This window comes from Micromonospora sp. WMMD730, from assembly GCF_049178955.1.
Classification (GTDB): Bacteria; Actinomycetota; Actinomycetes; order Mycobacteriales; family Micromonosporaceae; genus Micromonospora; species Micromonospora wenchangensis.
On the sequence record NZ_JBMHML010000002.1, the window covers coordinates 7,054,568 to 7,078,530 of the forward strand.

Here is a 23,963-nt window from a genome sequence, read left to right on the forward strand (position 1 = left end):
GACTGGCCTGGCGGAGCCGGGGGGCTGCTCCGCACCTTTCGGCCCTGGACCACTGTCGTCGCCTGACAGTGTACGCGAACACGAGTCAATACAGAAAGTCACGATCTGCCTCCACCCCGTCACCCCGTCGAGCGGAACGGTGCAGCTAGAGCGGCAGATGGTCGGTGAGATCCGCCCGGTTTCCGCTCACCTGTACGCGACCGTCCGTGACCGCCTGCGCCCACGACAGCCGTCCGGTGGCAAGCGCCAGCCAGGTGTCCGGCGCCATCTCCACCACGTTCGGCGGGGTACCCCGGGTGTGTCGGGGCCCGGGCACGCATTGAACTGCACCGTAAGGTGGGACACGCACCTCCACCGATCGGCCGGGGGCACGCTCCGCGAGGGCGGTCAGAAGGGCACGGACCGCCTCGCGGTACACCTGTCGTTCGGGGATACGCCCCTCATCGAGCGCCGTCAGCGCCGCCAGCACCGCGGCGGACTTAATGTGCGGAGAGGACACGACGGGACGATACGACCCCTGGCCGCGGAGTGCCACGCTGGCCCCTGGGTCGCGCCGATCCGGTCAGACAAGGCATAGTTGCCGACGGCGTATTCGTACCGTGATGATCCCCGGCCCCCGCCGGGGAGGTCAGACCGGAAGGCGGTGGACGTGTCAACACACCGACGTGCCTGGACGCAGCGGGCCGGTGTGGTCGTAGCGCTGGTGGCCGGCGCCCTGCTCACCGTCCCCGCCACACCCGCTTTCGCCGCTCCGAGCGTCAACAACGTGTCGGCGTCCCCGAGTTCCGTCGAGGCCGGGAAGACTACCCGGGTCAACTACTCGCTCACCGTGGGTGACGGCTCCCCGGTCGACGTCTCCGTCACCTCCAGCAACGGCAAGCTCCGCTGCGTCGACGGTTGCAGTCGCAACAAGGTCGACCAGAGCGGCGGGTCGAGCGCCAGCTTCGCCCTCGCCGACGACGCGTCGAGCGGGTCCGCCACGATCACCGTGAAGGCCGTCGACGCCAACGGCGCCGAGAACTCGGCCAGCACGACCGTGACCCTGGTGGCCAAGGCCGCGCCGCAGACCACCCCGCCGCAGGACAAGCCGACCGTCAAGTCGATCTCCGGCAAGGTGGTCGTGGCGGCCACCGGCGACGCGGTGCCCAACGCGGTGGTGGGGCTGGAGGACTCGACCGGCAAGCAGTTCAACACCACCAGCGACGGCAGCGGCAACTTCCGGATCACCGGGTCGAGCTCCAACCCGATCGCGCCCGGCTCGATGGTGCTCGGGGCCAGCAAGGACGGCGTCGTCGCCACCAAGCCGATCAGCGCGGGGGCCGGGCAGAGCCTGAGCAACCAGCGGATCAGCCTGGCGCTGAAGGTCGAGGTGAGCCCGAGTGCCACCCCGTCGACCTCCGCCGAGCCGACCCCCTCGGAGGAGACGACCGCAGAGACCACCGAGGAGAGCGCCGAACCGACCGGCGGGCAGCAGCAGGCCGCGTCGCAGGACGACGACAGCGGGTTCGGCTCCTTCCTGATCATCCTGCTCGGCGGTCTGCTGGTGGCGGCCGGCGTCGGCACCATCGTGCTGCTCTGGATCCGCCGGAGGAACGCCGACGACGACGGGAACGGACCGGCCGGTGCCGCTGCGGCCGGTGACGTCCCCGGCCCCCGGAGCCCACGCGGCACCGACGACCAGACCCGGGTGGTCAACCGGGTCGGTGCCGGCCCCGACCCGACGATGGTCGGCAGTTCCGCGCTGAGCGACGCGCCGACGATGTTGCAGCGACCGGTCGTCGACGACGTCCCGCCGGACCCGTACGCCGCGCCACCGCAGCCCTACGGCGCACCGCAGGACAACTGGGCCGGTGCCGGCGGCTACGGCGACGAGCCCGGTGGCCCGGGCGGTTACGGCGGCCAGCCGGGCGGCTACGGTGCCGCACCCGCCTCCGGCGGCGGCTACGGCGCGGCCGGAGCGGCGGGTGCCGCCGCAGGCGCGTACGGCGCGGCGAACCCGGCCGGTGGCGGCTACGGCAACGCACCGTCCTCCGGGAGTGGCTACGGCAACGCCCCCGCATCGGGCGGTGGCTACGACAACGCGCCCGCCTCCGGTGGCGGCTACGGCAACGCCCCCGCATCGGGTGGCGGTTACGGAAACGCGCACGCCTCCGGTGGCGGTTACGGCGGCCGGGACTACGGCGCGACCGCCGGTGCCGGCTACCCGGCGCAGGAGCAGGCCGGCGGCTTCGGCGGCGAGCAGCGCTACGACGAGCCCACCGGCCGGTACACCGGCGACAGCACCTCGTACGCGCCGGCCGCCGACCCGTACCCGACGAGCACCTACCAGCCGGAGCCGGACGCGTACGGCCAGCCGGGCGCGGGCGGCTACGGCCAGTCCGAGCGGGGTGGCTACGGTCGGGGTGCCGAGCCGACCGGTGGTTACGCCGGTGGCGGATACGGCCAGCAGGCCGGGTACGACGCCGGCCCGGACCAGGGTTACGGCGGCGGCCAGCGTGGCGGCTACGACCAGCAGCCCGGTGCCCACCAGGGCGGCCAGCACGGCGGCTACGACCAGCCGACGGGTGCCCACCAGGGCGGCTACGACCAGCGCGGCGGCGGGTACGACCAGCGGGGTGGCGCCCACCAGGGCGGCTACGACCAGCGCGGCGGCGGGTACGACCAGCAGCCCGGCTACGGCGCCCCGCAGGGCGGCTACGGTCAGGCCGGCGGCTACGGTGCCGAGCAGCAGCAGGGCGGCTACGGCCAGGAACCCCCGCAGCAGCGCGGCGGCGGCTACGACCAGCAGGGCTACGACCAGCAGCAGGGTGGCTACTACGGCGAGCAGGGCCAGCCCGGTCGTGACCAGCAGCCCCCGTCCGGTCGGGCCCGGCCCGACGGCCCGCCCCCGGAGCGTGGCGGACGCCGCCTCGACTGGCTGGACGACTGACCCGGACCGACGAAAGCGAACGACGGTGGGCCGCCCCGACGCACATCGGGGCGGCCCACCGTCGTTGCGGGTCGGGTCGGCACGGTTCCTACAGGCAGGTCAGCACGGTTCCTACGGGCCGGGTCAGCCGGCCGAGAAGACCCCCTGGCGGAGCACCGGCACCACGGTCGAGACGTCCCGCTGCACGGCCGCCTCGACGTCCCCGGCGAAGCCGCTCTCGATCAACTCCCGGCCGGAGACGCAGCCACGTACCGCCGCCGGCACGTCCGGGGTGCTGGCCAGGGCGGCCAGCGCCATCGCCGCCTCCACGGACAGCCCACCGGGCACCCCGGAGACGGCATCCAGCACACTGGCCGCGCCCAGCAGGTCCTCCACCGAGGGGCGCAGGGTGCCGTCCGGCCAGCGTTCACCGGCGGCGATCACCCCGACCGGGGCGTCCGTCGTGCCGTACCCCTGGTGGTGCAGCCACCGCCCGACGGCGCTGGCGTTGCGCAGGCAGGCCGCGACCACCGGCCGGCCGGTGGCGCTGGCGGCGGCGCTGATCGCGGAGCCGTTCGGCGACGGCAGCACCAGATCGCCGACGACGGGTGCGCCGGCCAGGGCCGCCGGGGACAGCGACCACGGGTGGGCGGTGGTGGTCTGCCGACGGCCCACCGCCGCCACCGCACCGACCCGTCGCGCGTAGTCGGCCGCCTGCTCACCCCAGGGGAACGGGTGGACCCGCACCCCCCGGGCGACCGCGACCTCGACGGCGGTGGTGAACGACAGGACGTCCACCACCACCAGTACGGCACAGACCCGGCCGAGTTCCGCCGCCCCGGTCAGCCCCCAGTCGAAGCGGGCACTCGACCCGGGCTGGACGTGGACGGCCGAGGCCACCGCCTCAGCGCTGCTCGGGCGTCGGGCGCTGCCCGTCACCGTCACCGGCGTCGGAGGTCGCCGCGTCGGCCTGCGGGGTGGACCCGGTCGCCGAGCCGGCGGGAGCGTCCGACGTCGGCGCGGAGCCCGCCGGGGCGTCCGGTGCCGGCGCGGAGCCTGCGGCGTCGTCCGACGAGGCGGCGCGGGCCGCCGGGTCGTCCGACACCGGGCCGGTCGACGTCGACCCGTCCGACACCGGGGCGTCGGTCGTCGGAGCGGCCACCGCCTCGGCTGCCGGGTCGTCCGCGTCCGCCGGCTGCTGCCGTTGCGGCACGTCCACCGGCTGCGTGGCGGTTGCCGGCGCGATCGTGGTGGTACCCGTTCGGACCGCCTCGACCTGCACCTGGGCCGCCTCCGGGCCGCCGAAGAGCCGGGGCAGGGTCGCGGTGTGCGCGGCCCGCAGCTCGTCCAGGCCGATCCGGAACTGGCCGTGCACGTCCAGGGCACCGCTCGCCGGGTCGGTCACGCCGATCTGCTCCCACGGCACGCCCCGCTCGTCGCAGAGCGCGGTGAACGCCTTCTCGTGCCCCCGGGGCACGGTCACCAGCGCCCGGCCGGCCGACTCGCTGAACAGGAAGACGAACGGCAGCGAACCGTCGGCGAACCGCTCCGGCACGCCGATCCGGACCCCGACACCCCGACGCAGGCTCGACTCGACCAGGCTCTGGGCCAGGCCGCCGTCGGACAGGTCGTGCGCGGAGCTGAGGTGACCCACCCGGGCCGCCTCGGCCATCAGCTCGGCGAGCTGGCGCTCCCGGCCCAGGTCGACCTGCGGCGGCATACCACCGAGGTGCTCGTGCGTCACCCAGGCCCACTCCGAGCCGGACAGCTCCACGTGCGTGTCGCCGAGCAGGTAGACCTGGTCGTGGTCGCCGTTGGCCCGGGGGACGAAGCCCATCGGCACCCGGTCGGCCACGTTGTCCAGCACACCCAGCACACCGACCACCGGGGTCGGGTGGATGGCGGCGGCACCGGTCTGGTTGTAGAAGCTGACGTTGCCGCCGGTCACCGGGATGCCCAGCTCCAGGCAGCCGTCCGCCAGGCCACGGACGGCCTCGGCGAACTGCCACATCACGCCCGGGTCCTCAGGCGAACCGAAGTTGAGGCAGTTGGTCACGGCGATCGGCTTCGCGCCGGTCACCGCCACGTTCCGGTACGCCTCGGCGAGCGCCAGCTTCGTCCCCTGGTAGGGGTCGAGGCGCGCGTACCGGCCGTTGCCGTCGACGGAGAGGGCGACACCCAGGCCGCTCTGCTCGTCGATCCGGATCACACCGGAGTCCTCCGGCTGGGCCAGCACGGTGTTACCCAGCACATACCTGTCGTACTGCTCGGTGACCCAGGTCTTGTCGGCCAGGTTCGGCGAGGCGATCATGCGCAGCAGGGTCTCCCGCAGCGCCTCCGGGTTGCTCGGCCGGGGCAGCGTCTCGGCCCGGTCGGCCTGGAGCAGGATCAGGTCGGCCGGCTCCCGCATCGGGCGGGCGTAGACCGGGCCGTCGTCGACAAGCGAGCCCGGCGGCACGTCGACGACCACGTGGTCGTTCCAGGTGACCAGCAGCCGGCCCGGCCGGCCGTCGGGCGCGGGCGGGGTGACCTCGCCGATCGCGGTCGCGAGCACGCCCCACTTCTCGGCGGTCTTGAGCACCGCCTCCAGCTTGTCCGGGGTGACGACCAGCAGCATCCGCTCCTGGGACTCGCTGGCCAGGATCTCGTGCGGCTCCATCGAGGGCTCGCGCAGCGGGACCCGCTCCAACCAGACCCGCATCCCGGTGCCGGCGGACGCGGCGGTCTCGGTGAGCGCGCAGGTCAGGCCCGCGCCGCCGAGATCCTGGATGCCGACGACCAGCTCGGCGTCGTACAGCTCCAGGCACGCCTCGATCAACAGCTTCTCGATGAACGGGTCACCGACCTGCACCGACGGACGGCGCTGCTCGCTGCCCTCGTCGAAGGTGGCGCTGGCCAGCACCGACACGCCGCCGATGCCGTCCCGGCCGGTCTTCGCGCCGAGCAGCACCACGACGTTGCCGGGGCCGGCGGCGTCCTTCTTCTGCAACCGGTCGACCGGCAGCACGCCGAGGCAGAGCGCGTTGAGCAGCGGATTGCCCTGGTAGCAGGGGTCGAAGACCAGCTCACCACCGATGTTGGGCAGACCGAGGCAGTTGCCGTAGCCGCCGACGCCGGCCACCACGCCGGGCAGCACCCGGGCGGTGTCCGGGTGGTCGGCCGCACCGAACCGCAGCGGGTCCATCACCGCGACCGGGCGGGCGCCCATCGCGAGGATGTCCCGGACGATGCCACCGACACCGGTCGCCGCGCCCTGGTAGGGCTCGACGAAGCTCGGGTGGTTGTGCGACTCGACCTTGAAGGTGACGGCCAGCGTGTCGGAGACCCGGACGACGCCCGCGTTCTCCCCGATGCCGGCGAGCAGCCGGTCGCTGGGCGGGGCCTTCTCGCCGAACTGGCGCAGGTGCACCTTGCTCGACTTGTACGAGCAGTGCTCGCTCCACATGATCGAGTACATGGCCAGCTCGGCCTGGGTGGGGCGGCGGCCGAGGATGTGCCGGATCCGGTCGTACTCGTCGTCGCGCAGGCCCAGCTCGGCGTACGGCTGGAGTTCGTCGCCGGTGCCGGCGGCCCGCTGCACGGTGTCCACGCCGTCGGCCCAGTCGGTGGCCGGCGTCGGACCGCTGGGCCGACCGGCGTCGGCCGGCGGCGCGACGGCCGCGTGCGGTTCCGCCGGGGCGACGCCCGCGACTGCCCGAACCGCCGGGTCCTGGTGGGTGGTCATGACCTCTCCTCGCTGCGCTCGTACCCGCCGGTGGGGCGGTGGAGCCGACCGATGTTGCCGCCGAGCACCGTCACGCCGGCGTCCCCACCAGGTGCTTGAGCACCGAGGTGAAGAAGCCGAGGCCGTCCAGGGAGGGGCCGGTGAGCGCCTCGACCGCGTGCTCGGGGTGGGGCATGATGCCGACCACGTTGCCGGCGGCGTTGGTGATCGCGGCGATGTCCCGCTGCGAGCCGTTCGGGTTGCCGCCGACGTAGCGGGCGACGACCCGCCCCTCGGCCTCCAGCGCATCGAGAGTGGCGGTGTCGGCCACGTAGCAGCCCTCGCCGTTCTTGACCGGGATGAGGATCTCCTGGCCGGGCTGGAAGGTGTTCGTCCAGGCGGTGCCGACCGACTCGATGCGCAGGACCTGGTCGCGGTTGCGGAAGTGCAGGTGCTGGTTGCGGGTGAGCGCGCCGGGCAGCAGGTGGGCCTCGCAGAGGATCTGGAAGCCGTTGCAGATGCCGAGCACCGGCAGGCCGCCCCGGGCGGCGTCGACCAGGGTCTCCATCACGGGGGCGAACCGGGCGATGGCCCCGCAGCGCAGGTAGTCGCCGTAGGAGAAGCCACCGGGGAGGACGACGGCGTCCACCCCGTGCAGCTCCGGGTCACCGTGCCAGAGCCGGACCGGCTCCGCGCCGGCGATCCGCACGGCGCGGGCGGCGTCCCCGTCGTCCAGCGAGCCGGGGAAGGTCACCACTCCGACGCGGGCGGTCACGAGTTCGCGTCCGCGGTCTCGTCGGCCTCGACCCGGACCGTGAAGTCCTCGATGACGGGGTTGGCGAGCAGCTTGTCGGCGATCTCCCGGGCCCGGTCCAGGTCCGGTTCGCCGGTGAACTCGATCTCGATCCGCCTGCCGATGCGGACGGAGGCGACGTCACCGACGCCGAGCCGCGGCAGCGCGTTTGCGACGGCCTGGCCCTGAGGATCGAGGATCTCGGGCTTGAGCATGACGTCGACGACGACGCGAGGCACTGGGCACTCCTGACTGTGTACGCAGTTGGGTGCCGGCCCACTACGGGCGAGCGCAGCCAGCGTACCTGGCAGATTCCGGTCCGGACGCACCGGCCGGGCGCAGTTCAGGCAGTGATCGACGTTACCGGTCGCCGGGACGTGTGGTCGAGATCCGTTCGTTGCCGCTCTGATACGGATTTGTTGCCGATTGTCGTCGCGTCGCTCCGACACACCCTACCTGAGCAGGCAATACACGGCTCAACGCCAGATTTGCGACCGGTATCCGACAAACAGGGACGAGCACATCCCGGGTCATTCCTGTCACATTGGTTGATCTCGATGGCACCCTTGTGAAGCCAATCACCACCCCCTAGCCTCATCGAGATACATCGATGCCCGGTCGGCGTCCCCGAGGGGCCACCCCCACCCCGACGCCCGACCCCCGCCCGGCCACCCCGGGCCCGACCCGAAGGAGTCTCTCCCGATGCGTCTCCGCTCCACGCTCGCGGTGCTCACCACCGCCCTCGCCGGTGTCCTCGTCGCCGCCTCCGGGGCCACCGCCGCCCCGGCCGGCCCGCAGCCGATCATCGGCGGCAGCACCGTCTCCTCCGCCCCCTGGGCCGCCGCGGTCTTCAGCAACGGGTCGTTCACCTGCTCCGGCAGCGTCATCTCCGCCCAGTGGGTGCTCACCGCCCGGCACTGCGTCAGCGGCACCATGTCCGTCCGGGTCGGCAGCGTCTACTACGCCTCGGGCGGCACCACCCGCACCGTGAGCGCCTCCTACACCCGCAACGACCTCGCCCTGCTGCGGCTGTCCAGCACGGTCAGCACCACCGCGGTCAGCCTGGCCAGCAGCAACCCGCCGGTCGGCTCCACCAACACCATCTACGGCTGGGGCATGACCTGCTACAGCGGCTGCGGGGCGTCCAGCCAGCTCAAGACCGCCTCGGTACAGGTGACCAGCACCAACGCCACCGACGCGTACGGCGGCCAGGCGATCCGCAGCACCCGGATCAACGGCAACGCGTGGCGCGGCGACTCGGGCGGCCCGCAGTTCTACAACGGCCGGCAGGTCGGGGTCGCCTCCACCGCCGACGGGTCGAGCATCCAGAACTACGGCAGCGTCGCGTACAACCGGGCCTGGATCACCTCGACGGCCGGTGTCTGACGGTTACCACCGCAGGCGGTGCGGATGGCCGGTCGCGTGCCGGGCGTCCGCGCCGCCTGGTTTTGCAGCATCCGACCAGGTGCGTACGGCACGCTTCGACGCCGTAGCGCTACTGACAGCATCGGAACCGTGCTGGTCGTGACGACGGATCAACTGCCCGGCTACGAGATCCGCCAGATCCTCGGCGAAGTGGTGTCGTCGATGGCGCGGACCCGGAACCCGTACCGCGAGGGGGTCAAGAACCTGCGCGGCGGTGCGTACGACCCGATGGCCCCGGACAACCTCACCCGCTGGCGCACCGACTCGGTGGCCCGGCTCGGCGAGGAGGCCCTGCGCATCGGCGCCAACGCCGTGGTGGGGATGCGCTTCGACAGCCGGGACTGCGGCGAGATGTGGATGGAGATCTGCGCCTACGGCACGGCGGTGATCGTGGTGCCCAAGGTCCCCGACGTCATGCCGCACGACCAACCCCTGGTCGCTGCCGAGACCGCACACGACCCCGGGTTCGCCGAGGCCCCCGGCGGCATCGCCGAACCGGCGAGCGCCCCCAACCTCTCCTCCGCCGCCGAAACCCCCACCCGGGACTCCTGACCCACGCCCTGCCACCCCACCCGGCTTCCGCCCGCCCCCGTGACCACGGGTGATCAAAAGCTTTACGCCAATTCGATCTCCATTGGTGACGCAAACCTCTTGATCACGGGGGCGAGCCGACGCCCGGCCGGGCCTGCGGGGCGTGATCAAGAGGTTTGGGGCTGGTTGATCTTCATTGGTGACGCAAAGCTCTTGATCACCGGGGGGAGAGAGGGCGGGAAGGCGGGCGCGGGGGGGTTAGAGGATGGGGGGTGGGGAGTAGGTGGCGGCTTCGGGGTGGGCGGTGACGACCGTGGTGATGCGGCGGGTGATCGCGTCCACCTGGGCCTGGGCGGCACCGGTGAAGGTGGCGGGGTCGGCGACCAGGGTGTCGATCTCGCTGCGGGTGAGACCGAGGCGGGAGTCGGCGGCCAGCCGGTCGAACAGGTCGTTGTCGGGGGCGCCCTTCTCGCGCATCGCGAGGGCCACGGCGACCGCGTGCTCCTTGATCACCTCGTGCGCGACCTCCCGGCCGACGCCCCGGCGTACCGCCGCGACCAGGATCCTGGTGGTGGCCAGGAAGGGCAGGAAGCGCTCCAGCTCCCGGCTGATCACCGCCGGGTACGCCCCGAACTCGTCGAGCACGGTGAGGAAGGTCTGGAACAGCCCGTCGGCGGCGAAGAAGGCGTCCGGCAGGGCCACCCGGCGGACCACCGAGCAGGAGACGTCCCCCTCGTTCCACTGGTCGCCGGCCAGCTCGCCGACCATCGACAGGTAACCCCGGATGATCACCGCGAAGCCGTTCACCCGCTCCGACGAACGGGTGTTCATCTTGTGCGGCATCGCGCTGGAGCCGACCTGGCCCGGCTTGAAGCCCTCGGTCGCCAGCTCCTGACCGACCATCAGCCGGATCGTGGTGGCCAGTGACGACGGCGCGGCGGCCACCTGCGCCAGCGCGGCGAGCACCGCCATGTCGATCGACCGCGGATAGACCTGGCCCACGCTGTCCAGCACCCGGGAGAAGCCCAGATGCTCGGCCACCCGACGCTCCAGCTCGGCGACCTTCGCGGCGTCGCCGTCGAAGAGGTCGAGCTGGTCGGCGGCCGTGCCCACCGGACCCTTGATCCCGCGCAGCGGGTACCAGTTGATCAGGTCTTCCAGCCGCTCGTACGCGATGAGCAGTTCCTCCGCCGCCGAGGCGAAGCGCTTGCCCAGCGTGGTGGCCTGCGCGGCGACGTTGTGCGAGCGGCCGGTCAGCACCAGGCCGGAGTGCTCGTGGGCGAGCCAGGCCAGCCGGGCCAGCGCGGCGACCACCCGGTCGCGGATCAGCTCCAGCGAGGCGCGCACCTGGAGCTGCTCGACGTTCTCGGTGAGGTCGCGGGAGGTCATCCCCTTGTGCACGTGCTCGTGCCCGGCGAGCGCGCTGAACTCCTCGATCCGGGCCTTCACGTCGTGCCGGGTGACCCGCTCCCGCTCGGCGATCGAGGCCAGGTCGACCTGGTCGACCACCCGCTCGTACGCCTCGACCACGCCGTCGGGCACCGCCACGCCGAGGTCCCGCTGGGCGCGGAGCACGGCGAGCCAGAGCCGCCGCTCCATCCGGACCTTCTCCTCCGGGGACCAGAGGGCGACCAGTTCGGGTGAGGCGTACCGGTGGGCGAGCACGTTCGGGATCGTCGTCACGTACCTCATTCTCTCCTACCCGACGACCGCCGCCCTGGTCGGGCCGCCGGGGGTGGGGTGATCGACTCCTGAGAGGCGAAACTGCGGTGTCGCGCGGGCCGGGACACCGCAGTTTCGCCTCCGATGAGTGGATCACCTGGTCGGGCTGTGCCCTCAGCCCGCGGCCTCGGACCGACCGGTCAGTGCCCGCCACAACCCCGCGCACGCCTCCTGCTCGGTGTCGTAGGTCAGGCGGACGTCGTACACCCCGCGTTCGTACGCTCCGATCTCCCACCGTCCGTCGGCGCAGCGGCGGAGGAACCAGAAGTCGGGTGGCAGGGGGACGTGCTCGTGCACCCCTTCCAGTTCGAAGGCGTCCGGGGATATCCCGGTCGCGAAGAGGGCGTTACGCAGCTCGTGCCGGTCCACGGTGACCTCCAGGGTGCGTCAACAGGCCGGACGGCCCGGCGGCCGCCCGAACGGCCGGGCCGGGCACGGCAGGAGCCGACCGGGTCGGGGCGGCGGCGGATCAGCACACCGGGGCGGTACGCAGCCCGCCGCCCCGCCCACCCTGACGCGGCACGGCGTCGGCCGCGCACGGCGGGGTGCTCCCCCCGAGATACTCCTCGACGATGACGTGGTGGTCGAGGAGCCACTGCACGGTGAGCAGCTTGCCGGCCTCCGGCACGTACGCCGGGTTGAGCTGGAACTGGGTGCCCATGCCGGGCTGCGCGAACCAGGGGGCGATCGGGCCGGAGTCGACGTCGAACGGCTTGAGTACGCAGTAGGTGTGGTAGTTCGCCAGCGGCGCGGCGGGCGTGGTGGCCGGCGGCGTGGGCGGGGTGTTCAGGCTCTGCGGGGCGAGGGAGCGGGAGTTGAACGGGGTGCCGAGCGGGGCCAGGAAGCTGCCACCGGTGAAGCCGAACCGGTCGAGCCGGTAGCCGGCCAGCATGGTCTGCCGTTGCTTCACCGGTTTGCCGTCGGGGCCGAGGAAGAAGCCGTTCTCGGGCGGAAAGACCAGCGTCGTGCCGGCCCCGTTCACGGTGTAGTTGCCGACCCACTGCGCTTCGGTCTGCGCACCGAACCGCCGGTAGCCGGCGAGCAGCGGGCCGACCGGGCTCTCCGTCGGCAGCACGGCCGGCCCGAGCAGCCGGTTGTCGTCGTAGAACCGGGTGGTCTGCGGGGCGTCCGGCGGCAGGCCGGGCCGGCACAGGCTCGGTGTGTCGGGCGGCGGCTGCGGGGTGCGGCTGTGCGCGGCGCGGGCGGTGGGCTGCCCGCCGTGGCCGGAGCGGTTGCCGTCCGCCCCCGGGGAGCCGGAACGGTTGCCGTCCGACCCTCGGGAGGCGTCGTCGACAAGCGTGGCGGTCCGGGCCGTGCTGCCCGGCGTACCGGCCGACGGGGCGGCTCCGGGGAGGAGGGCCAGGGCCGCGCTGGAGAGCACGGCGAGAAGCCAACGGCTGCGTTTCACCATAAACCTCCTGAAACGGGACGATTGTCGCCCTCATCCTGTGGAGGTCAGCACGTGAAAGTGAGCCTTTGGGTGGTTCGTCCCCCGATGGGGGGCTCATCCCGCCGCCCGGCGGTGATGCCGAGGCCCGGCCGCCGGGTGGTGGAGCCCGGGGTCAGCGCTCCAGGATGGCGGTCACGCCCTGCCCGCCGGCCGCGCAGATCGAGATCAGTCCCCGACCGCTGCCCTTCTCGGCGAGCAGCTTGGCCAGCGTGGCCACGATCCGGCCACCGGTGGCGGCGAACGGGTGCCCGGCGGCCAGCGACGAGCCGGCGACGTTGAGCCGGTCCCGGTCGATCGCGCCCAGCGGGGCGTCCCGCCCCAACCGGTCCTTGCCGAACTCCGGCGACTCCCAGGCCGCCAGGGTGGCCAGCACCTGCGACGCGAACGCCTCGTGGATCTCGTAGAAGTCGAAGTCCTGGAGGGTCAGCCCGGCCCGGTCCAGCATCCGGGGCACCGCGTACGCGGGGGCCATCAGCAGCCCCTCGTCGCCGTGCACGAAGTCCACCGCCGCCGTCTCCGACCAGGAGAACCAGGCCAGCACGGGCAGCTGGTGCTCGCGCGCCCACTGCTCGGAGGCGAGCAGCACGGTGGACGCGCCGTCGGTCAGCGGGGACGAGTTGCCGGCGGTCATGGTGGCCTGATCCGCGTCCGGGCCCCGGGTGCCGAAGACCGGCCGGAGCGCGCCGAGCTTGTCCAGGCTGGTGTCGGGGCGGAGGTTCTGGTCCCGGGTCAGCCCCAGGTACGGCGTCATCAGGTCGTCGAAGAACCCCCGCTCGTACGCGGCGGCGAGGCGCTGGTGCGAACGCAGTGCCAACTCGTCCTGGGACTGCCTGTCGATCTGCCAGCGCAGCGCCGTCCGGGCGGCGTGCTCGCCCATCGACAGCCCGGTGCGGGGCTCGGCGTTACGCGGCAACTCGGGCCGGAACGGCTGGTGCGGGCGGAGCTTCGCGGCGATCTTCAGCCGCTCGCCGAGGGTCCGGGCGCTGTTGAGCTTCAGCAGGGTGCGGCGCATGTCCTCGTTGATCGCCAGCGGCGCGTCGGAGGTGGTGTCGACCCCACCGGCGATGCCCACGTCGAGCTGCCCGAGGGCGATCTTGTTGGCGACCAGGATGGCCGCCTCCAGGCCGGTGCCGCACGCCTGCTGGATGTCGTACGCGGGGGTGTGCGGGTCAAGCTTCGAGCCGAGCACCACCTCCCGGGTCAGGTTGAAGTCCTTCGAGTGCTTGAGCACCGCCCCGGCCACCACCTCGCCGACCCGCTGCCCGGCCAGCCCGAACCGGGCGACCAGCCCGTCCAGCGCCGCGCCGAGCAGGTCGGCGTTGGACGCGCTGGCGTACCGGGAGTTGGACCGGGCGAAGGGGATGCGGTTGCCGCCGATGACCGCGACCCGCCGGATGCTCTGCACGATCCCGCCTCCGTTTCAGGACTTGCCCACAACCTACTGGCCAGTAGGCTACGCCTATGACCGACAGGTACGCGAGCTTCGTCCAATCGGGGGCCGGCCGCGCGCTGGTCAAGCGCCTCGGGCTGCCCGACCCACCGCGACTGCGCCGGTACGCCGTCGGTGACCCGCTGCTGCCCGGCCCGGTCCTGCTCGGCGCGGCCACCGGCGGTCGGCTCGGCGACCAGGTCGCCGCCCTGCTCACCGCCGCCGGGGTCGACGTGCGCACCGGAACGGGCACCGCCCCGCCCGCCGCCGGGCACGACGACTCCGCCGCAGCCGACGGACCCGCCGGCCGGGACGAGCGGGCCGGGAACGGCGGCGCACCGGCCGGGAGCGGGACGCCCGCCCGGTTCGGCGCCCTGGTCTACGACGCCACCGGCATCACCGACTCCACCGGTCTGCGTCAGCTCTACGACTTCTTCCACCCGCAGGCCCGCTCGGTGCTGCCCAGCGGCCGGGTGATCGTGCTGGGCACCCCGCCGGGCGAGTGCGGCCCGGCCCGGGAGGCCACCGCCCAGCGGGCCCTGGAGGGGCTGACCCGCAGCATCGGCAAGGAGTTCGGCCGGGGTGTCACCGCCCAACTGGTGTACGTCACCCCGGACGGGGACGCCGGCACCGCGACCAGCCTGGCGGCGACCCTGCGGTTCCTGCTCTCCGGCCGGTCGGCGTACGTCTCGGGGCAGGTGGTCCGGGTCGGCACCGGGCCGGCCGCCGTCCCGGCGGACTGGGACCGGCCGCTGGCCGGGCAGGTCGTGCTGGTCACCGGCGCGGCCCGGGGCATCGGCGCGGCGGTGGCCCGGGTGCTCGCCCGCGACGGCGCGCAGGTCGTCGCGCTGGACGTCCCGGCGGCCGGCGACGCCCTCGCGGCGGTCGCCAACGAGATCGGCGGCACCGCCGTACAGCTCGACCTGACCGGCGCGGACGCCCCCACCCGGCTCGCCGACCACCTGGCCGACCGGCACGGCCGGGTCGACGTGGTGGTGCACAACGCCGGCATCACCCGGGACCGGACGCTGGGTCGGATGGACGCCGACCGGTGGGACGCGGTGCTCGACGTCAACCTCTCCAGCCAGGAACGGATCAACGACGTGCTGCTGGAGCGGGGGTTGATCCCCGAGGGGGGCCGGCTGGTCGCCGTCTCGTCGATCGCCGGGATCGCCGGCAACCGGGGGCAGACCAACTACGCGACCAGCAAGGCCGGGGTGATCGGCCTGGTCGACGCGCTCGCCCCGGCGCTGGCCGGGCGGGGGATCAGCGTCAACGCGGTCGCACCCGGGTTCATCGAGACCCGGCTGACCGCCCGCATTCCGCTGGTGATCCGGGAGGCGGGTCGACGGATGAACAGCCTGGCCCAGGGCGGCCTGCCGGTGGACGTCGCCGAGACGATCGGCTGGTTGGCGTGGCCGGCCTCGGCGGCGGTCAGCGGTAACGTGGTCCGGGTCTGCGGCCAGAGTCTGCTGGGGGCGTGATGGCACGGCGCAGGAACCGACCCGAGGAGTCCGGCGACGGCGAACTGTCGGTCGGCGACCTGATCGAGGGGCCGACCGAGGTCATCTCACCGGCCGCGCTGGCCGCCGCCCGCGCCGCCGGCCCGGACCGCAGCGTCGACGAGACCCACGACCTGTCGGCGTACGCCACCCGGGACCTGACGTCCCCGGCCGGCACGGACCGCACCGAGGATCTGACGGGCCGGTCGGGCGGCCACGACGGCGGGCCGGCGGCGCGGCCCCGGGTGGTGCTGCCGGGGCTCCCCCGACCGGGCGCGCTCCGTCGGCGGGCGCTGCGCGACGCGCTGCCCGGGATCGGCCGTTCCCGCCGGCCGGACGCCGCGCCCCCGGTCGAGCTGGCCGTCACCGGGGTCACCGTGGACCGGGCCCACCTCGCGGAGTACGACCGGGTGTGCGGTTTCCGGTTGGCCGACACGCTGCCGGCGACCTACCCGCACGTGCTGGGGTTCCCGCTGGCGCTGCGGTTGATGACCCTGCCGGAGTTCCCGTTCCCGCTGGCCGGGGTGGTGCACGTGGGCAACCGGATCACCGTGCACCGGCCGGTTCCGGCCGACGTGCCGTGGGACTTCGTCGCGTACGCCGAGAATCTGCGGCCACACGCCCGGGGTCGGCAGGTCGACGTCGTCCTGGTCGGCTCGGTCGACGGTGAGGAGGTGTGGCGCGGGGTGTCGACGTACCTGGGCCGGGAGCGCGGGGCCGGCGGGGGTGCCGGGCGCGACCCCGGTGAGCGGCCCGCGCCGCCGGCCGCCACCGCGCACTGGCGGCTCACCCCCCGGGTGGGTACGGACTACGCCCGGGTCTCCGGGGACCACAACCCGATCCACACCTCCCGGCTGGGGGCGCGGGTGTTCGGCTTCCCCCGGCCGATCGCGCACGGCATGTGGAGCAAGGCCCGCTGCCTGGCTGCGCTGGAGAGCCGGCTGCCGGAGGCGTACACGGTGGAGGTGGCGTTCAAGCTGCCGGTGCCGTTGCCCTCGACGGTGGCGTTCAGCGCCGTCCCGGGCTGGGACTTCGCCCTGCACGACGCCCGGACCGGCCGCCCGCACCTGGTGGGCACCGTCCGCTGAGGCCGGACGCCGCCCGGCACCACCCGGTGCCGGGCGGCCCGCGTGACAGGACGCACAGCACCGGTCGGCCACCGCGCCGGTTCCACCGGTTGCGGAGCACTTTTTCGTGAGCTAAGTTGTTCTCAGATCGAGTAATTCTCAACCTGAGAGGGACGCCGTGAACGAGCAGGACTTCCTCGCCGGATACGACCCCAGCGCCTACCCCGCGACCGCGATCACCGTGGACGTGGTGGCGCTGACCATCCGCGAGGGCGCGCTGCACCTGCTGCTGATCCGGCGTGGCCAGCCCCCCTACCAGGGGCACTGGGCGCTGCCCGGCGGGTTCGTCCAGCCCGACGAGGACCTCGCCACCGGGGCCCGCCGCGAACTCGCCGAGGAGACCGGCCTCGGCGGCGACCGGCTGCGCCGCGTCCACCTCGAACAGCTCGCCAGCTACGGCGCACCGGACCGGGACCCCCGGATGCGGATCGTCTCCGTCGCCCACCTCGCCTTCGCCCCCGACCTGCCCGACCCGGTCGCCGACAGCGACGCCGACGAGGCCGGGTGGCTGCCGGTCACCGCCCTGCCCAGCCGGCAGCTCGCCTTCGACCACGCCCGGATCGTCGACGACGGGTTGGAACGGGCCCGCTCCAAGCTGGAGTACACCCCGCTGGCCGCCCGCTTCCTCGGCCCCGAGTTCACCATCGCCGAGCTGCGCGGCGTCTACGAGACGGTCTGGGGGCACCCGCTGCACGCCGGCAACTTCCACCGCAAGGTGCTCTCCGTCCCCGGCTTCGTCGAGAGCACCGGCGGCAACACCGAACGCGGCGGTGCCCGGGGCGGCCCCCGGGCCCGGCTCTACCGGGCAGGCGACGCCCGACTGCTGCACCCGGCGCTGCTGCGCCCCGCCCGGGAGGAGACCGTCCGGTGAGGACCGACGAGGCGATCCGGCTGGTCGCGGCGGCCCGCACCGACGCCGACCTGTTCGGCGTCGACAGCCCGGCCCGGCGCTACCGCGAGCTGGTCGCGGCCCTGCACCCCGACCGGCTGGGCACGCTCGACGCCGGGGTACGCGCCGCGGCCACCGACGCCTTCGTCCAGGTCACCACCCGCTGGCAGGCGGCCGACACACCCGACCCGGCGACGGTCGTGCTCGGCGGGTACCGGCTCGGGGCGCTCGCCCACGCCGGTGACCTCGCCGACCTCTACGACGTCGGCGCGGACCGGCTGCTCAAGCTGCCCCGCGACCCGGCCGACAACGACCTGATGGCCCGCGAGGCGTACGCGCTGCGGCAGATCGAGGACCGCGGCGACCCGCGCCACCTGCCGTACGTGCCCCGGCTCGTGGACAGCTTCCGGCACCGCGACGCCGCCAGCGGGGCGGAACGCCGGATCAGCGTGCTGGCCGCCGTACCCGGGCTGCACGACCTCGACGCCGTACGCCGGGCGTACCCCGACGGGTTGGACGCCCGGGACGCGGCCTGGATGTGGCGGCGGCTGCTGGTCGCCCTCGGCCTGGCCCACCGGGCCGGCGTGGTGCACGGCGCGGTGCTCCCCCGGCACGTGCTGATCGAGCCGGACGCGCACGGCGTGGTGCTCGTCGACTGGTGCTTCTCCGCCGTCGACGGCGGCACCGTCCCGGCGCTGGTCCCCGGCCACGAGGACTGGTACCCGCCGGAGGTCACCGCCCGGCGACCCGCCGGCCCCGGCACCGACCTGGCGATGGCCGCGACGTGCATGAGCTGGCTGATGGGCGACCGCGCCCCCCGTGAACTGCGCGCCTTCGCCGACGGCTGCCGCCGCCCGGCGCTGGCCGCCCGACCCGACGACGCCTGGCGACTGCTCGGCGAACTCGACGAGGTGCTCGACCGGCTCTACGGGCCGCGCACCTTCCGACCCTTCACCCTCAACCCCTAGGGAGGCTGCCATGGGCAGCGGAATCTGGTCCACCGACGTGTACGACGCCGCCGACCGCTACCGGAAGAAGAAGGGCAAGAGCGCCTTCTCCTACAGCGACGGCGGGGCCCGGACCGTGCACCCGGCGCTCGACCCGCGCGGCGCGGTACGGGAGAGCCGGGACTCGGCCGAGCACCCGCAGTCGACACCCATCGCGGTGCTGTTCGACGTGACCGGCTCGATGGGGCACGTGCCCCGCACCCTCCAGGCCAAGCTGCCGCAACTGCTCGGGCTGCTGCTGCGCCAGGGCTACGCCCGCGACCCGCAGGTGCTGTTCGGCGCGATCGGCGACGCCACCTGCGACCGGGTGCCGTTGCAGGTGGGGCAGTTCGAGTCGGACAACCGGATGGACGACGACCTCGGCCGGATCGTGCTGGAGGGCGGCGGCGGCGGTCAGATGACCGAGTCGTACGAGCTGGCGATGTACTTCATGGCCCGGCACACGGTCACCGACAGCTGGGAGAAGCGGGGCCGGCGCGGCTACCTGTTCATCATCGGCGACGAGCTGGCGTACCCCCGGGTGAGCCGGCGGGAGGTGAGCCGGCTGATCGGCGACGACCTCGGCGAGGACGTGCCGCTGCGGCAGATCGTCGACGAGGTGACCCGCCGCTGGGACACCTACTACCTGCTCCCCGCCGGCAGCCACTACGCCGGCAACGCCACGGTGCTCGACTTCTGGCGGGACCTGCTCGGACAGCGTGCCGTCGTCCTCGACGACCTCAACGCGGTCTGCGAGACCATCGCGCTCACCGTCGGCCTCGGCGAGCAGGCCATCGACCTGGACGAGGGGCTGCGCGACCTGGACCGGGCCGGCTCCACCGCCGGCCGTACCGTGTCCAAGGCGCTGGCCCCGCTGGGCGGCGGCCGGCGTGCCGAGGTCTCCACGCTGCCGGCCACGTCGCGCCGGGCCGGTGGGGTGACCCGGCTGTGACCGCGCTCCCCGACCCCGGACAGCCCGGCCGGCATGTGATCGTGGTCGACCTCGGTTACGGCGACGCCGGCAAGGGCACCGTCGTGGACTGGCTCTGCGCGACCCGCCACGTGCACACCGTGGTGCGGTTCAACGGGGGTGCGCAGGCCGCCCACAACGTGGTGCTGCCCGACGGCAGGCACCACACGTTCGCCCAGTTCGGGGCGGGGACGTTCCGCCCGGGGGTGCGTACCCACCTGGCCCGGCAGCAGGTGGTGGACCCGCTGGCGCTGGCCGCCGAGGCCGACCACCTGGCCTCGGTCGGGGTGCCCGACGCCCTCGACCGGCTCACGGTCGACGGGGAGGCGCTGCTGGCCACGCCGTACCACCGGGCCGCCAACCGGCTCCGGGAGATCGCCCGGGGGGCCGCCCGGCACGGCTCCTGCGGGCTGGGGGTGGGCGAGTCCGTCCGGTACGGGCTCGCCCACCCCGACGAGGCGCCCCGGGTGGCCGACTGCCGGGACCGGGAGCTGCTGCGCCGCCGGCTCACCGTGCTGCGGGACCGGTTGACCGCCGAACTCGGCCCGCTGGACGCCCCGCCGGTGGCGGACTGCCTGCCGGCGTTCACCGCCTTCGCCGACCGGGTGGCGATCGTCGACCGGTCGTACCTGGCCGGGGTGTTGCGGGCGGGGACGGTGGTGTTCGAGGGGGCGCAGGGGGTGCTGCTGGACGAGTGGCACGGCTTCCACCCGTACACCACGTGGAGCACCACCACCTTCGCCAACGCCGAGGACCTGCTCGCCGAGGCGGGGGCGGCCGGGTCGGCGTACCGGCTGGGGGTGGTACGGACGGTGACCACCCGGCACGGGCCCGGTCCGCTGGTCACCGAGGACCGGACGCTGCCGCTGACCGACCCGCGCAACCCGACCAACCCGTGGCAGGGCCGGTTCCGGTTCGGCCACTTCGACGCCGTCGCCCACCGGTACGCCCTGGACGTGGCCGGCGGGGTGGACGGCCTCGCCCTCACCCACCTCGACCTGACCCGCCCCGACCCGGCCCGCCCGGCGCTGAAGCTGTGCCGCCGCTACGACGGGACCGACCGGTTGCGCCCCGGCCCACCCGGTGACCTGGAGCGGCAGGCGGCCCTCACCGCCCGCCTGCTGACCACCCGCCCGGTGTACGACGCCCCACCGACCGACTGGCCGGCGGCGGTGTCCGAGGCGCTGGCCGCCCCGGTGGTGCTCACCTCGCACGGCCCCACCGCCGCCGACAAGCGGGAGCACGGCAGGTCGGCCGCCGATCCGCTGCCGGTTCCCCGGCGGGTGGCCTGATCCGGCGACTGGGCCCCCGGCCGGGGGCCCAGCGTCGAGCATGAGGGCATGCAGTCGGTGCTCGACCTGCTCCACCACACCGTCACCTCGCCCTGGGTGTACCTGGTGATCTTCGTGGTGACCGCGGTCGACGCGTTCTTCCCGGCGGTGCCCGGCGAAACCGTCCTGATCACCGCCGGGGTGTTCGCGGCCAGCGGCCACCCGAACCTGGTGGCCGTGATCGCGGTGGCGGCCCTCGGCGCGCTCGCCGGCGACCACGTGTCGTACGGCATCGGCCGGGGCGGCGGCGCGGAGCGGTTGGCCCGGCTGCCCGACGGTAGTCGCCGCCGCAGTGGCTCGGACTGGGCCCGCCGGGCGGTGGACCGGCGGGGCGGCTCGATCCTGACCACCTCCCGATTCGTGCCGGGCGGCCGGACCGCCGTCACCCTGACCATGGGGGCCGTCCGGTATCCGCTCCTGCGCTTTCTGGTGTTCGACGCCGTCGCCGCCGCGATCTGGAGCCTGTACTGCGGGCTGCTCGGCTACTTCGGTGGGCTGGCCTTCGAACGCGATCCGCTCCGGGGACTGCTCGTCGGCGTCGGGCTCTCGCTGGCCGTCACCGGGGTGTTGGAGCTGGTCCGCTGGATGCGCCTGCGGGCCCGCCGTCGCGCCGCCGCCAACCGCTGACCACTCCGGGCCGGGACCGGTGAGCCGCGCCGGGAGAGTGGGGGCAGTCAGTCCGCCGGGGGTCGCCAGGTGACGCCGTCGAGGAGTTGGGCCGCGCCGAGCCAGGCGACGTTCATCATCCGGGTGGCGGTCTTCTCCGGTTCGGCCTCCGGGTGGTCGGCGAGCCAGTCGGCAAGCGACTCGCTCGCGCCGACCAGGGCGTACGCGACGACCTCCAGCTCGGTCGCGGCGACCTCCCGGTCCCGGGCGCGCAGCGCGTGGTCGAGCATCCCGGCGACCACGTCGACCAGCCGGGCGCGCATCGCGGCCAGCTCGGCGGCGAACGGTTGGGAGCCCCGGGCCTGCCGGTAGAGCACCGCCCAGCCGTCGCGGTGCGCCCCGACGAAGCCGAAGAAGGCCCGCAGGCCGCGCCAGAGCCGCTGGTCGGGCGGGAGGTCGGGGGCGGCGGCCCCGGCGATCGCCAGCATCATCCGGGCGGTCTCCCGGTGCAGGCAGGCGATGAAGAGTTCCTCCTTGGTGCCGAGGTAGGCGTAGACCATCGGCTTGGAGATGCCCGCGTCCTCGGCGATCTCGTCCATGCTGGCGGCGTGGAAGCCGCGCCGGGAGAAGACCTTGACGGCCGCGTCGAGCATCTGCTGCTCGCGTACGGCGCGGGGGAGGCGCTTGAAGCTCGGCGTGCTGGACACCCTTGCGAGCATACCTACTCGTGCGTAGGGTTACGCGAGAGTAACCAGAACCGGTCCGCCCCGAGAGGTGCAACTTCCATGACTGACTTCGACCCGGCCAACTTCGCCAACTTCGGCCCGAAGGAGTTCGCCCAGCTGGTCAAGTCCACCCCGGACGACAAGATCGCCGAGGTGATGTCCGGCGACCTGCGCGGCAAGGTGCTCAGCGAGGTCTTCAGCCGGATGCCGCAGATCTTCCGCGCCGACCGCGCCGGCGCCACCAACGCGGTCATCCACTGGAACATCACCGGCCGCCCCGACGGTGGCGCCGACACCTACGAGATCGTCATCGAGAACGGCACCTGCACCGTCTCGGATACCCCCACCCGCGACCCGAAGCTCAGCCTCACCATGGGCCCGGTCGAGTTCCTGAGGATCGTCTCCGGCGGGGCCAACCCGGTGATGATGTTCATGACCGGCAAGCTCAAGGCCAAGGGTGACCTGGGCCTGGCCGCCAACATCGCCAACCTGTTCGACATCCCCAAGGCCTGACGATGGCCGAGTTCTCGCTCGACCTGAACGAGGAACAGCGGGATCTGCGGGACTGGGTGCACGGCTTCGCCGCCGAGGTCGTGCGCCCGGCCGCCGCCGAGTGGGACGCCCGGGAGGAGACCCCCTGGCCGATCATCCAGGAGGCGGCGAAGATCGGCCTGTACGGCTTCGAGTTCCTCGCCACCTGCTGGGCCGACCCCACCGGACTGTCCCTGCCGATCGCCAGTGAGGAACTCTTCTGGGGCGACGCCGGCATCGGGCTGAGCATCTTCGGCAGCTCGCTCGCCGTCGCCGCCATCTACGGCACCGGCACCCCCGACCAGATGGTCGAATGGGTGCCGCAGTGCTTCGGCACCGTCGACGCCCCCGCCGTCGCCGCGTTCTGCACCACCGAACCGGAGGCCGGCTCCGACGTCTCGGCCATGCGTACCCGCGCCGTCCACGACGAGGCCACCGACGAGTGGGTGCTACGCGGGCAGAAGGCGTACGCCACCAACGGCGGGATCGCCGGGGTGCACGTGGTCACCGCCTCCGTCGCGCCCGAGCTGGGCTCGCGCGGGCAGGCCGCGTTCGTCGTACCGCCGGGGACAGCCGGGCTGCACGCGACCCGGAAACTGAAGAAACTGGGACTGCGCGCCTCGCACACCGCCGACGTCTTCCTCGACGACGTCCGGGTGCCCGGACGCTGTCTGCTCGGCGGCAAGGACGCGCTGGACGAGCGGCTGGCCCGCGCCCGGTCCGGGCAACGGGCCAGCGGCCAGGCCGCGATGCGCACCTTCGAGCTGTCCCGGCCGACCGTCGGCGCGCAGGCACTCGGCGTCGCCCGCGCCGCCTACGAGTACGCCCTCGACTACGCCAGGGACCGGGTCCAGTTCGGCCGGCCGATCATCGAGAACCAGGCCGTCGCGTTCGCCCTGGCCGACATGAAGATGGAGATCGACGCCGCCCGGCTGCTGGTCTGGCGGGCGGCCTGGATGGGCCGCAACAACCGGCCGTTCACCGCCGGCGAGGGCTCGATGTCCAAGCTCAAGGCGGGCGAGGTGGCCGTCGCGGTGACCGACCGGGCCGTGCAGCTCCTCGGCGGGGCCGGCTTCCTGCGCGACCACCCGGTCGAACGCTGGTACCGGGACTCCAAGATCTACACCATCTTCGAGGGCACCTCCGAGATCCAACGGCTGGTCATCTCCCGCGCCATCTCCGGCGTCCAGATCCGCTGACCGTCGCCACCGGTCGACCGCCCGGTCACCGCCCGTCCACCACGGGCGACACCGACTGGGCGGTCGGCCGGCGACGACGCATGATCGGAAAGGAATCCCTGGTGAGGGCCCCGGCCGGCCCCACGTCACACCCCGA

At 73.5% G+C, this 23,963-nt stretch carries 22 protein-coding genes; 12 read left to right on the plus strand and 10 right to left on the minus strand.

Annotation, left to right across the window (positions count from 1 at the left end):
- Positions 1 to 145 precede the first annotated feature (145 nt).
- Entirely contained in the window at positions 146 to 499 is a 354-nt protein-coding gene (locus ACN265_RS30255) for a sterol carrier family protein (protein WP_421410801.1), read from the minus strand.
- 150 nt (positions 500 to 649) lie between these two features.
- On the opposite strand from ACN265_RS30255, the gene ACN265_RS30260 reads away from it, so the two are divergent.
- Positions 650 to 2,929, plus strand: a complete 2,280-nt coding sequence (locus tag ACN265_RS30260) for a carboxypeptidase-like regulatory domain-containing protein (RefSeq protein WP_421410802.1) — start codon at positions 650 to 652, stop codon at positions 2,927 to 2,929.
- 123 nt (positions 2,930 to 3,052) lie between these two features.
- Here the strand turns inward: ACN265_RS30260 and ACN265_RS30265 are convergent, their stop codons facing one another.
- The 4 genes from ACN265_RS30265 to purS all read right to left on the minus strand — a co-directional run bounded on the left by ACN265_RS30265 (position 3,053) and on the right by purS (position 7,643).
- Positions 3,053 to 3,808 (minus strand): 2-phosphosulfolactate phosphatase, encoded by a 756-nt coding sequence (locus ACN265_RS30265; RefSeq protein WP_421410803.1) that lies wholly within the window; start codon positions 3,806 to 3,808, stop codon positions 3,053 to 3,055.
- Between the two features lie 4 nt (positions 3,809 to 3,812).
- On the minus strand, positions 3,813 to 6,632 hold the full coding sequence (gene purL / locus ACN265_RS30270) for a phosphoribosylformylglycinamidine synthase subunit PurL (protein WP_421410804.1): 2,820 nt from the start codon (positions 6,630 to 6,632) through the stop codon (positions 3,813 to 3,815).
- A gap of 70 nt (positions 6,633 to 6,702) precedes the next feature.
- Complete coding sequence (gene purQ / locus ACN265_RS30275) at positions 6,703 to 7,386, minus strand: phosphoribosylformylglycinamidine synthase subunit PurQ (RefSeq protein WP_204928444.1); 684 nt, start codon at positions 7,384 to 7,386, stop codon at positions 6,703 to 6,705.
- The gene (purS, locus tag ACN265_RS30280) at positions 7,383 to 7,643 is read right to left on the minus strand and encodes a phosphoribosylformylglycinamidine synthase subunit PurS (RefSeq protein WP_088641951.1); all 261 of its coding nucleotides are present in this window, start codon (positions 7,641 to 7,643) and stop codon (positions 7,383 to 7,385) included. The genes purQ and purS overlap by 4 nt, the downstream gene beginning before the upstream one ends.
- Positions 7,644 to 8,106: 463 nt before the next feature.
- On the opposite strand from purS, the gene ACN265_RS30285 reads away from it, so the two are divergent.
- Together ACN265_RS30285 and ACN265_RS30290 are read left to right on the plus strand one after the other, a co-directional pair.
- The gene (locus ACN265_RS30285) at positions 8,107 to 8,790 is read left to right on the plus strand and encodes a S1 family peptidase (protein WP_088641950.1); all 684 of its coding nucleotides are present in this window, start codon (positions 8,107 to 8,109) and stop codon (positions 8,788 to 8,790) included.
- Between the two features lie 24 nt (positions 8,791 to 8,814).
- Positions 8,815 to 9,381, plus strand: coding sequence for a YbjQ family protein (locus ACN265_RS30290; RefSeq protein WP_421410805.1), 567 nt, complete (start codon positions 8,815 to 8,817; stop codon positions 9,379 to 9,381).
- A gap of 237 nt (positions 9,382 to 9,618) precedes the next feature.
- Here the strand turns inward: ACN265_RS30290 and purB are convergent, their stop codons facing one another.
- From purB to ACN265_RS30310, 4 genes are all read right to left on the minus strand, one after another.
- Entirely contained in the window at positions 9,619 to 11,043 is a 1,425-nt protein-coding gene (gene purB, locus ACN265_RS30295; RefSeq protein ID WP_420117412.1) for an adenylosuccinate lyase, read from the minus strand.
- Between the two features lie 153 nt (positions 11,044 to 11,196).
- Positions 11,197 to 11,451, minus strand: coding sequence for a hypothetical protein (locus ACN265_RS30300; RefSeq protein ID WP_420118850.1), 255 nt, complete (start codon positions 11,449 to 11,451; stop codon positions 11,197 to 11,199).
- Positions 11,452 to 11,551: 100 nt separating this feature from the next.
- Positions 11,552 to 12,490 (minus strand): TNT domain-containing protein, encoded by a 939-nt coding sequence (locus ACN265_RS30305; protein ID WP_421410806.1) that lies wholly within the window; start codon positions 12,488 to 12,490, stop codon positions 11,552 to 11,554.
- A 154-nt stretch (positions 12,491 to 12,644) separates the two neighbouring features.
- On the minus strand, positions 12,645 to 13,937 hold the full coding sequence (locus ACN265_RS30310) for an acetyl-CoA C-acetyltransferase (protein ID WP_421410807.1): 1,293 nt from the start codon (positions 13,935 to 13,937) through the stop codon (positions 12,645 to 12,647).
- Between the two features lie 56 nt (positions 13,938 to 13,993).
- On the opposite strand from ACN265_RS30310, the gene ACN265_RS30315 reads away from it, so the two are divergent.
- The 7 genes from ACN265_RS30315 (at position 13,994) to ACN265_RS30345 (ending at position 21,393) form a co-directional block, all read left to right on the plus strand.
- The gene (locus ACN265_RS30315; RefSeq protein ID WP_421410808.1) at positions 13,994 to 15,445 is read left to right on the plus strand and encodes a 3-oxoacyl-ACP reductase; all 1,452 of its coding nucleotides are present in this window, start codon (positions 13,994 to 13,996) and stop codon (positions 15,443 to 15,445) included.
- The gene (locus ACN265_RS30320; RefSeq protein ID WP_421410809.1) at positions 15,445 to 16,551 is read left to right on the plus strand and encodes a MaoC/PaaZ C-terminal domain-containing protein; all 1,107 of its coding nucleotides are present in this window, start codon (positions 15,445 to 15,447) and stop codon (positions 16,549 to 16,551) included. Before ACN265_RS30315 ends, ACN265_RS30320 begins: the two co-directional genes overlap by 1 nt.
- A 157-nt stretch (positions 16,552 to 16,708) precedes the next feature.
- Complete coding sequence (locus tag ACN265_RS30325) at positions 16,709 to 17,461, plus strand: NUDIX hydrolase (RefSeq protein WP_357925123.1); 753 nt, start codon at positions 16,709 to 16,711, stop codon at positions 17,459 to 17,461.
- The gene (locus ACN265_RS30330) at positions 17,458 to 18,447 is read left to right on the plus strand and encodes a serine/threonine protein kinase (RefSeq protein WP_421410810.1); all 990 of its coding nucleotides are present in this window, start codon (positions 17,458 to 17,460) and stop codon (positions 18,445 to 18,447) included. Before ACN265_RS30325 ends, ACN265_RS30330 begins: the two co-directional genes overlap by 4 nt.
- A gap of 10 nt (positions 18,448 to 18,457) precedes the next feature.
- A complete protein-coding gene (locus ACN265_RS30335; protein ID WP_421410811.1) occupies positions 18,458 to 19,417 on the plus strand; it encodes a hypothetical protein in 960 nt (319 codons plus the stop codon).
- Positions 19,414 to 20,727: an adenylosuccinate synthetase gene (locus ACN265_RS30340; RefSeq protein ID WP_420118155.1), complete on the plus strand. Its 1,314-nt coding sequence runs from the start codon at positions 19,414 to 19,416 to the stop codon at positions 20,725 to 20,727. Before ACN265_RS30335 ends, ACN265_RS30340 begins: the two co-directional genes overlap by 4 nt.
- Before the next feature lie 48 nt (positions 20,728 to 20,775).
- Entirely contained in the window at positions 20,776 to 21,393 is a 618-nt protein-coding gene (locus ACN265_RS30345; RefSeq protein ID WP_204928455.1) for a DedA family protein, read from the plus strand.
- Positions 21,394 to 21,440: 47 nt separating this feature from the next.
- Here the strand turns inward: ACN265_RS30345 and ACN265_RS30350 are convergent, their stop codons facing one another.
- Positions 21,441 to 22,079 carry a TetR/AcrR family transcriptional regulator gene (locus tag ACN265_RS30350; protein ID WP_194821032.1) on the minus strand — a complete coding sequence of 213 codons (639 nt, stop codon included), beginning with the start codon at positions 22,077 to 22,079 and terminating at the stop codon, positions 21,441 to 21,443.
- Positions 22,080 to 22,157: 78 nt separating this feature from the next.
- Between ACN265_RS30350 and ACN265_RS30355 the strand changes: the two genes are divergently transcribed.
- Complete coding sequence (locus ACN265_RS30355) at positions 22,158 to 22,610, plus strand: SCP2 sterol-binding domain-containing protein (protein ID WP_420118156.1); 453 nt, start codon at positions 22,158 to 22,160, stop codon at positions 22,608 to 22,610.
- 2 nt (positions 22,611 to 22,612) lie between these two features.
- Complete coding sequence (locus tag ACN265_RS30360; RefSeq protein WP_420118157.1) at positions 22,613 to 23,827, plus strand: acyl-CoA dehydrogenase family protein; 1,215 nt, start codon at positions 22,613 to 22,615, stop codon at positions 23,825 to 23,827.
- The last annotated feature ends 136 nt before the right edge of the window (positions 23,828 to 23,963 follow it).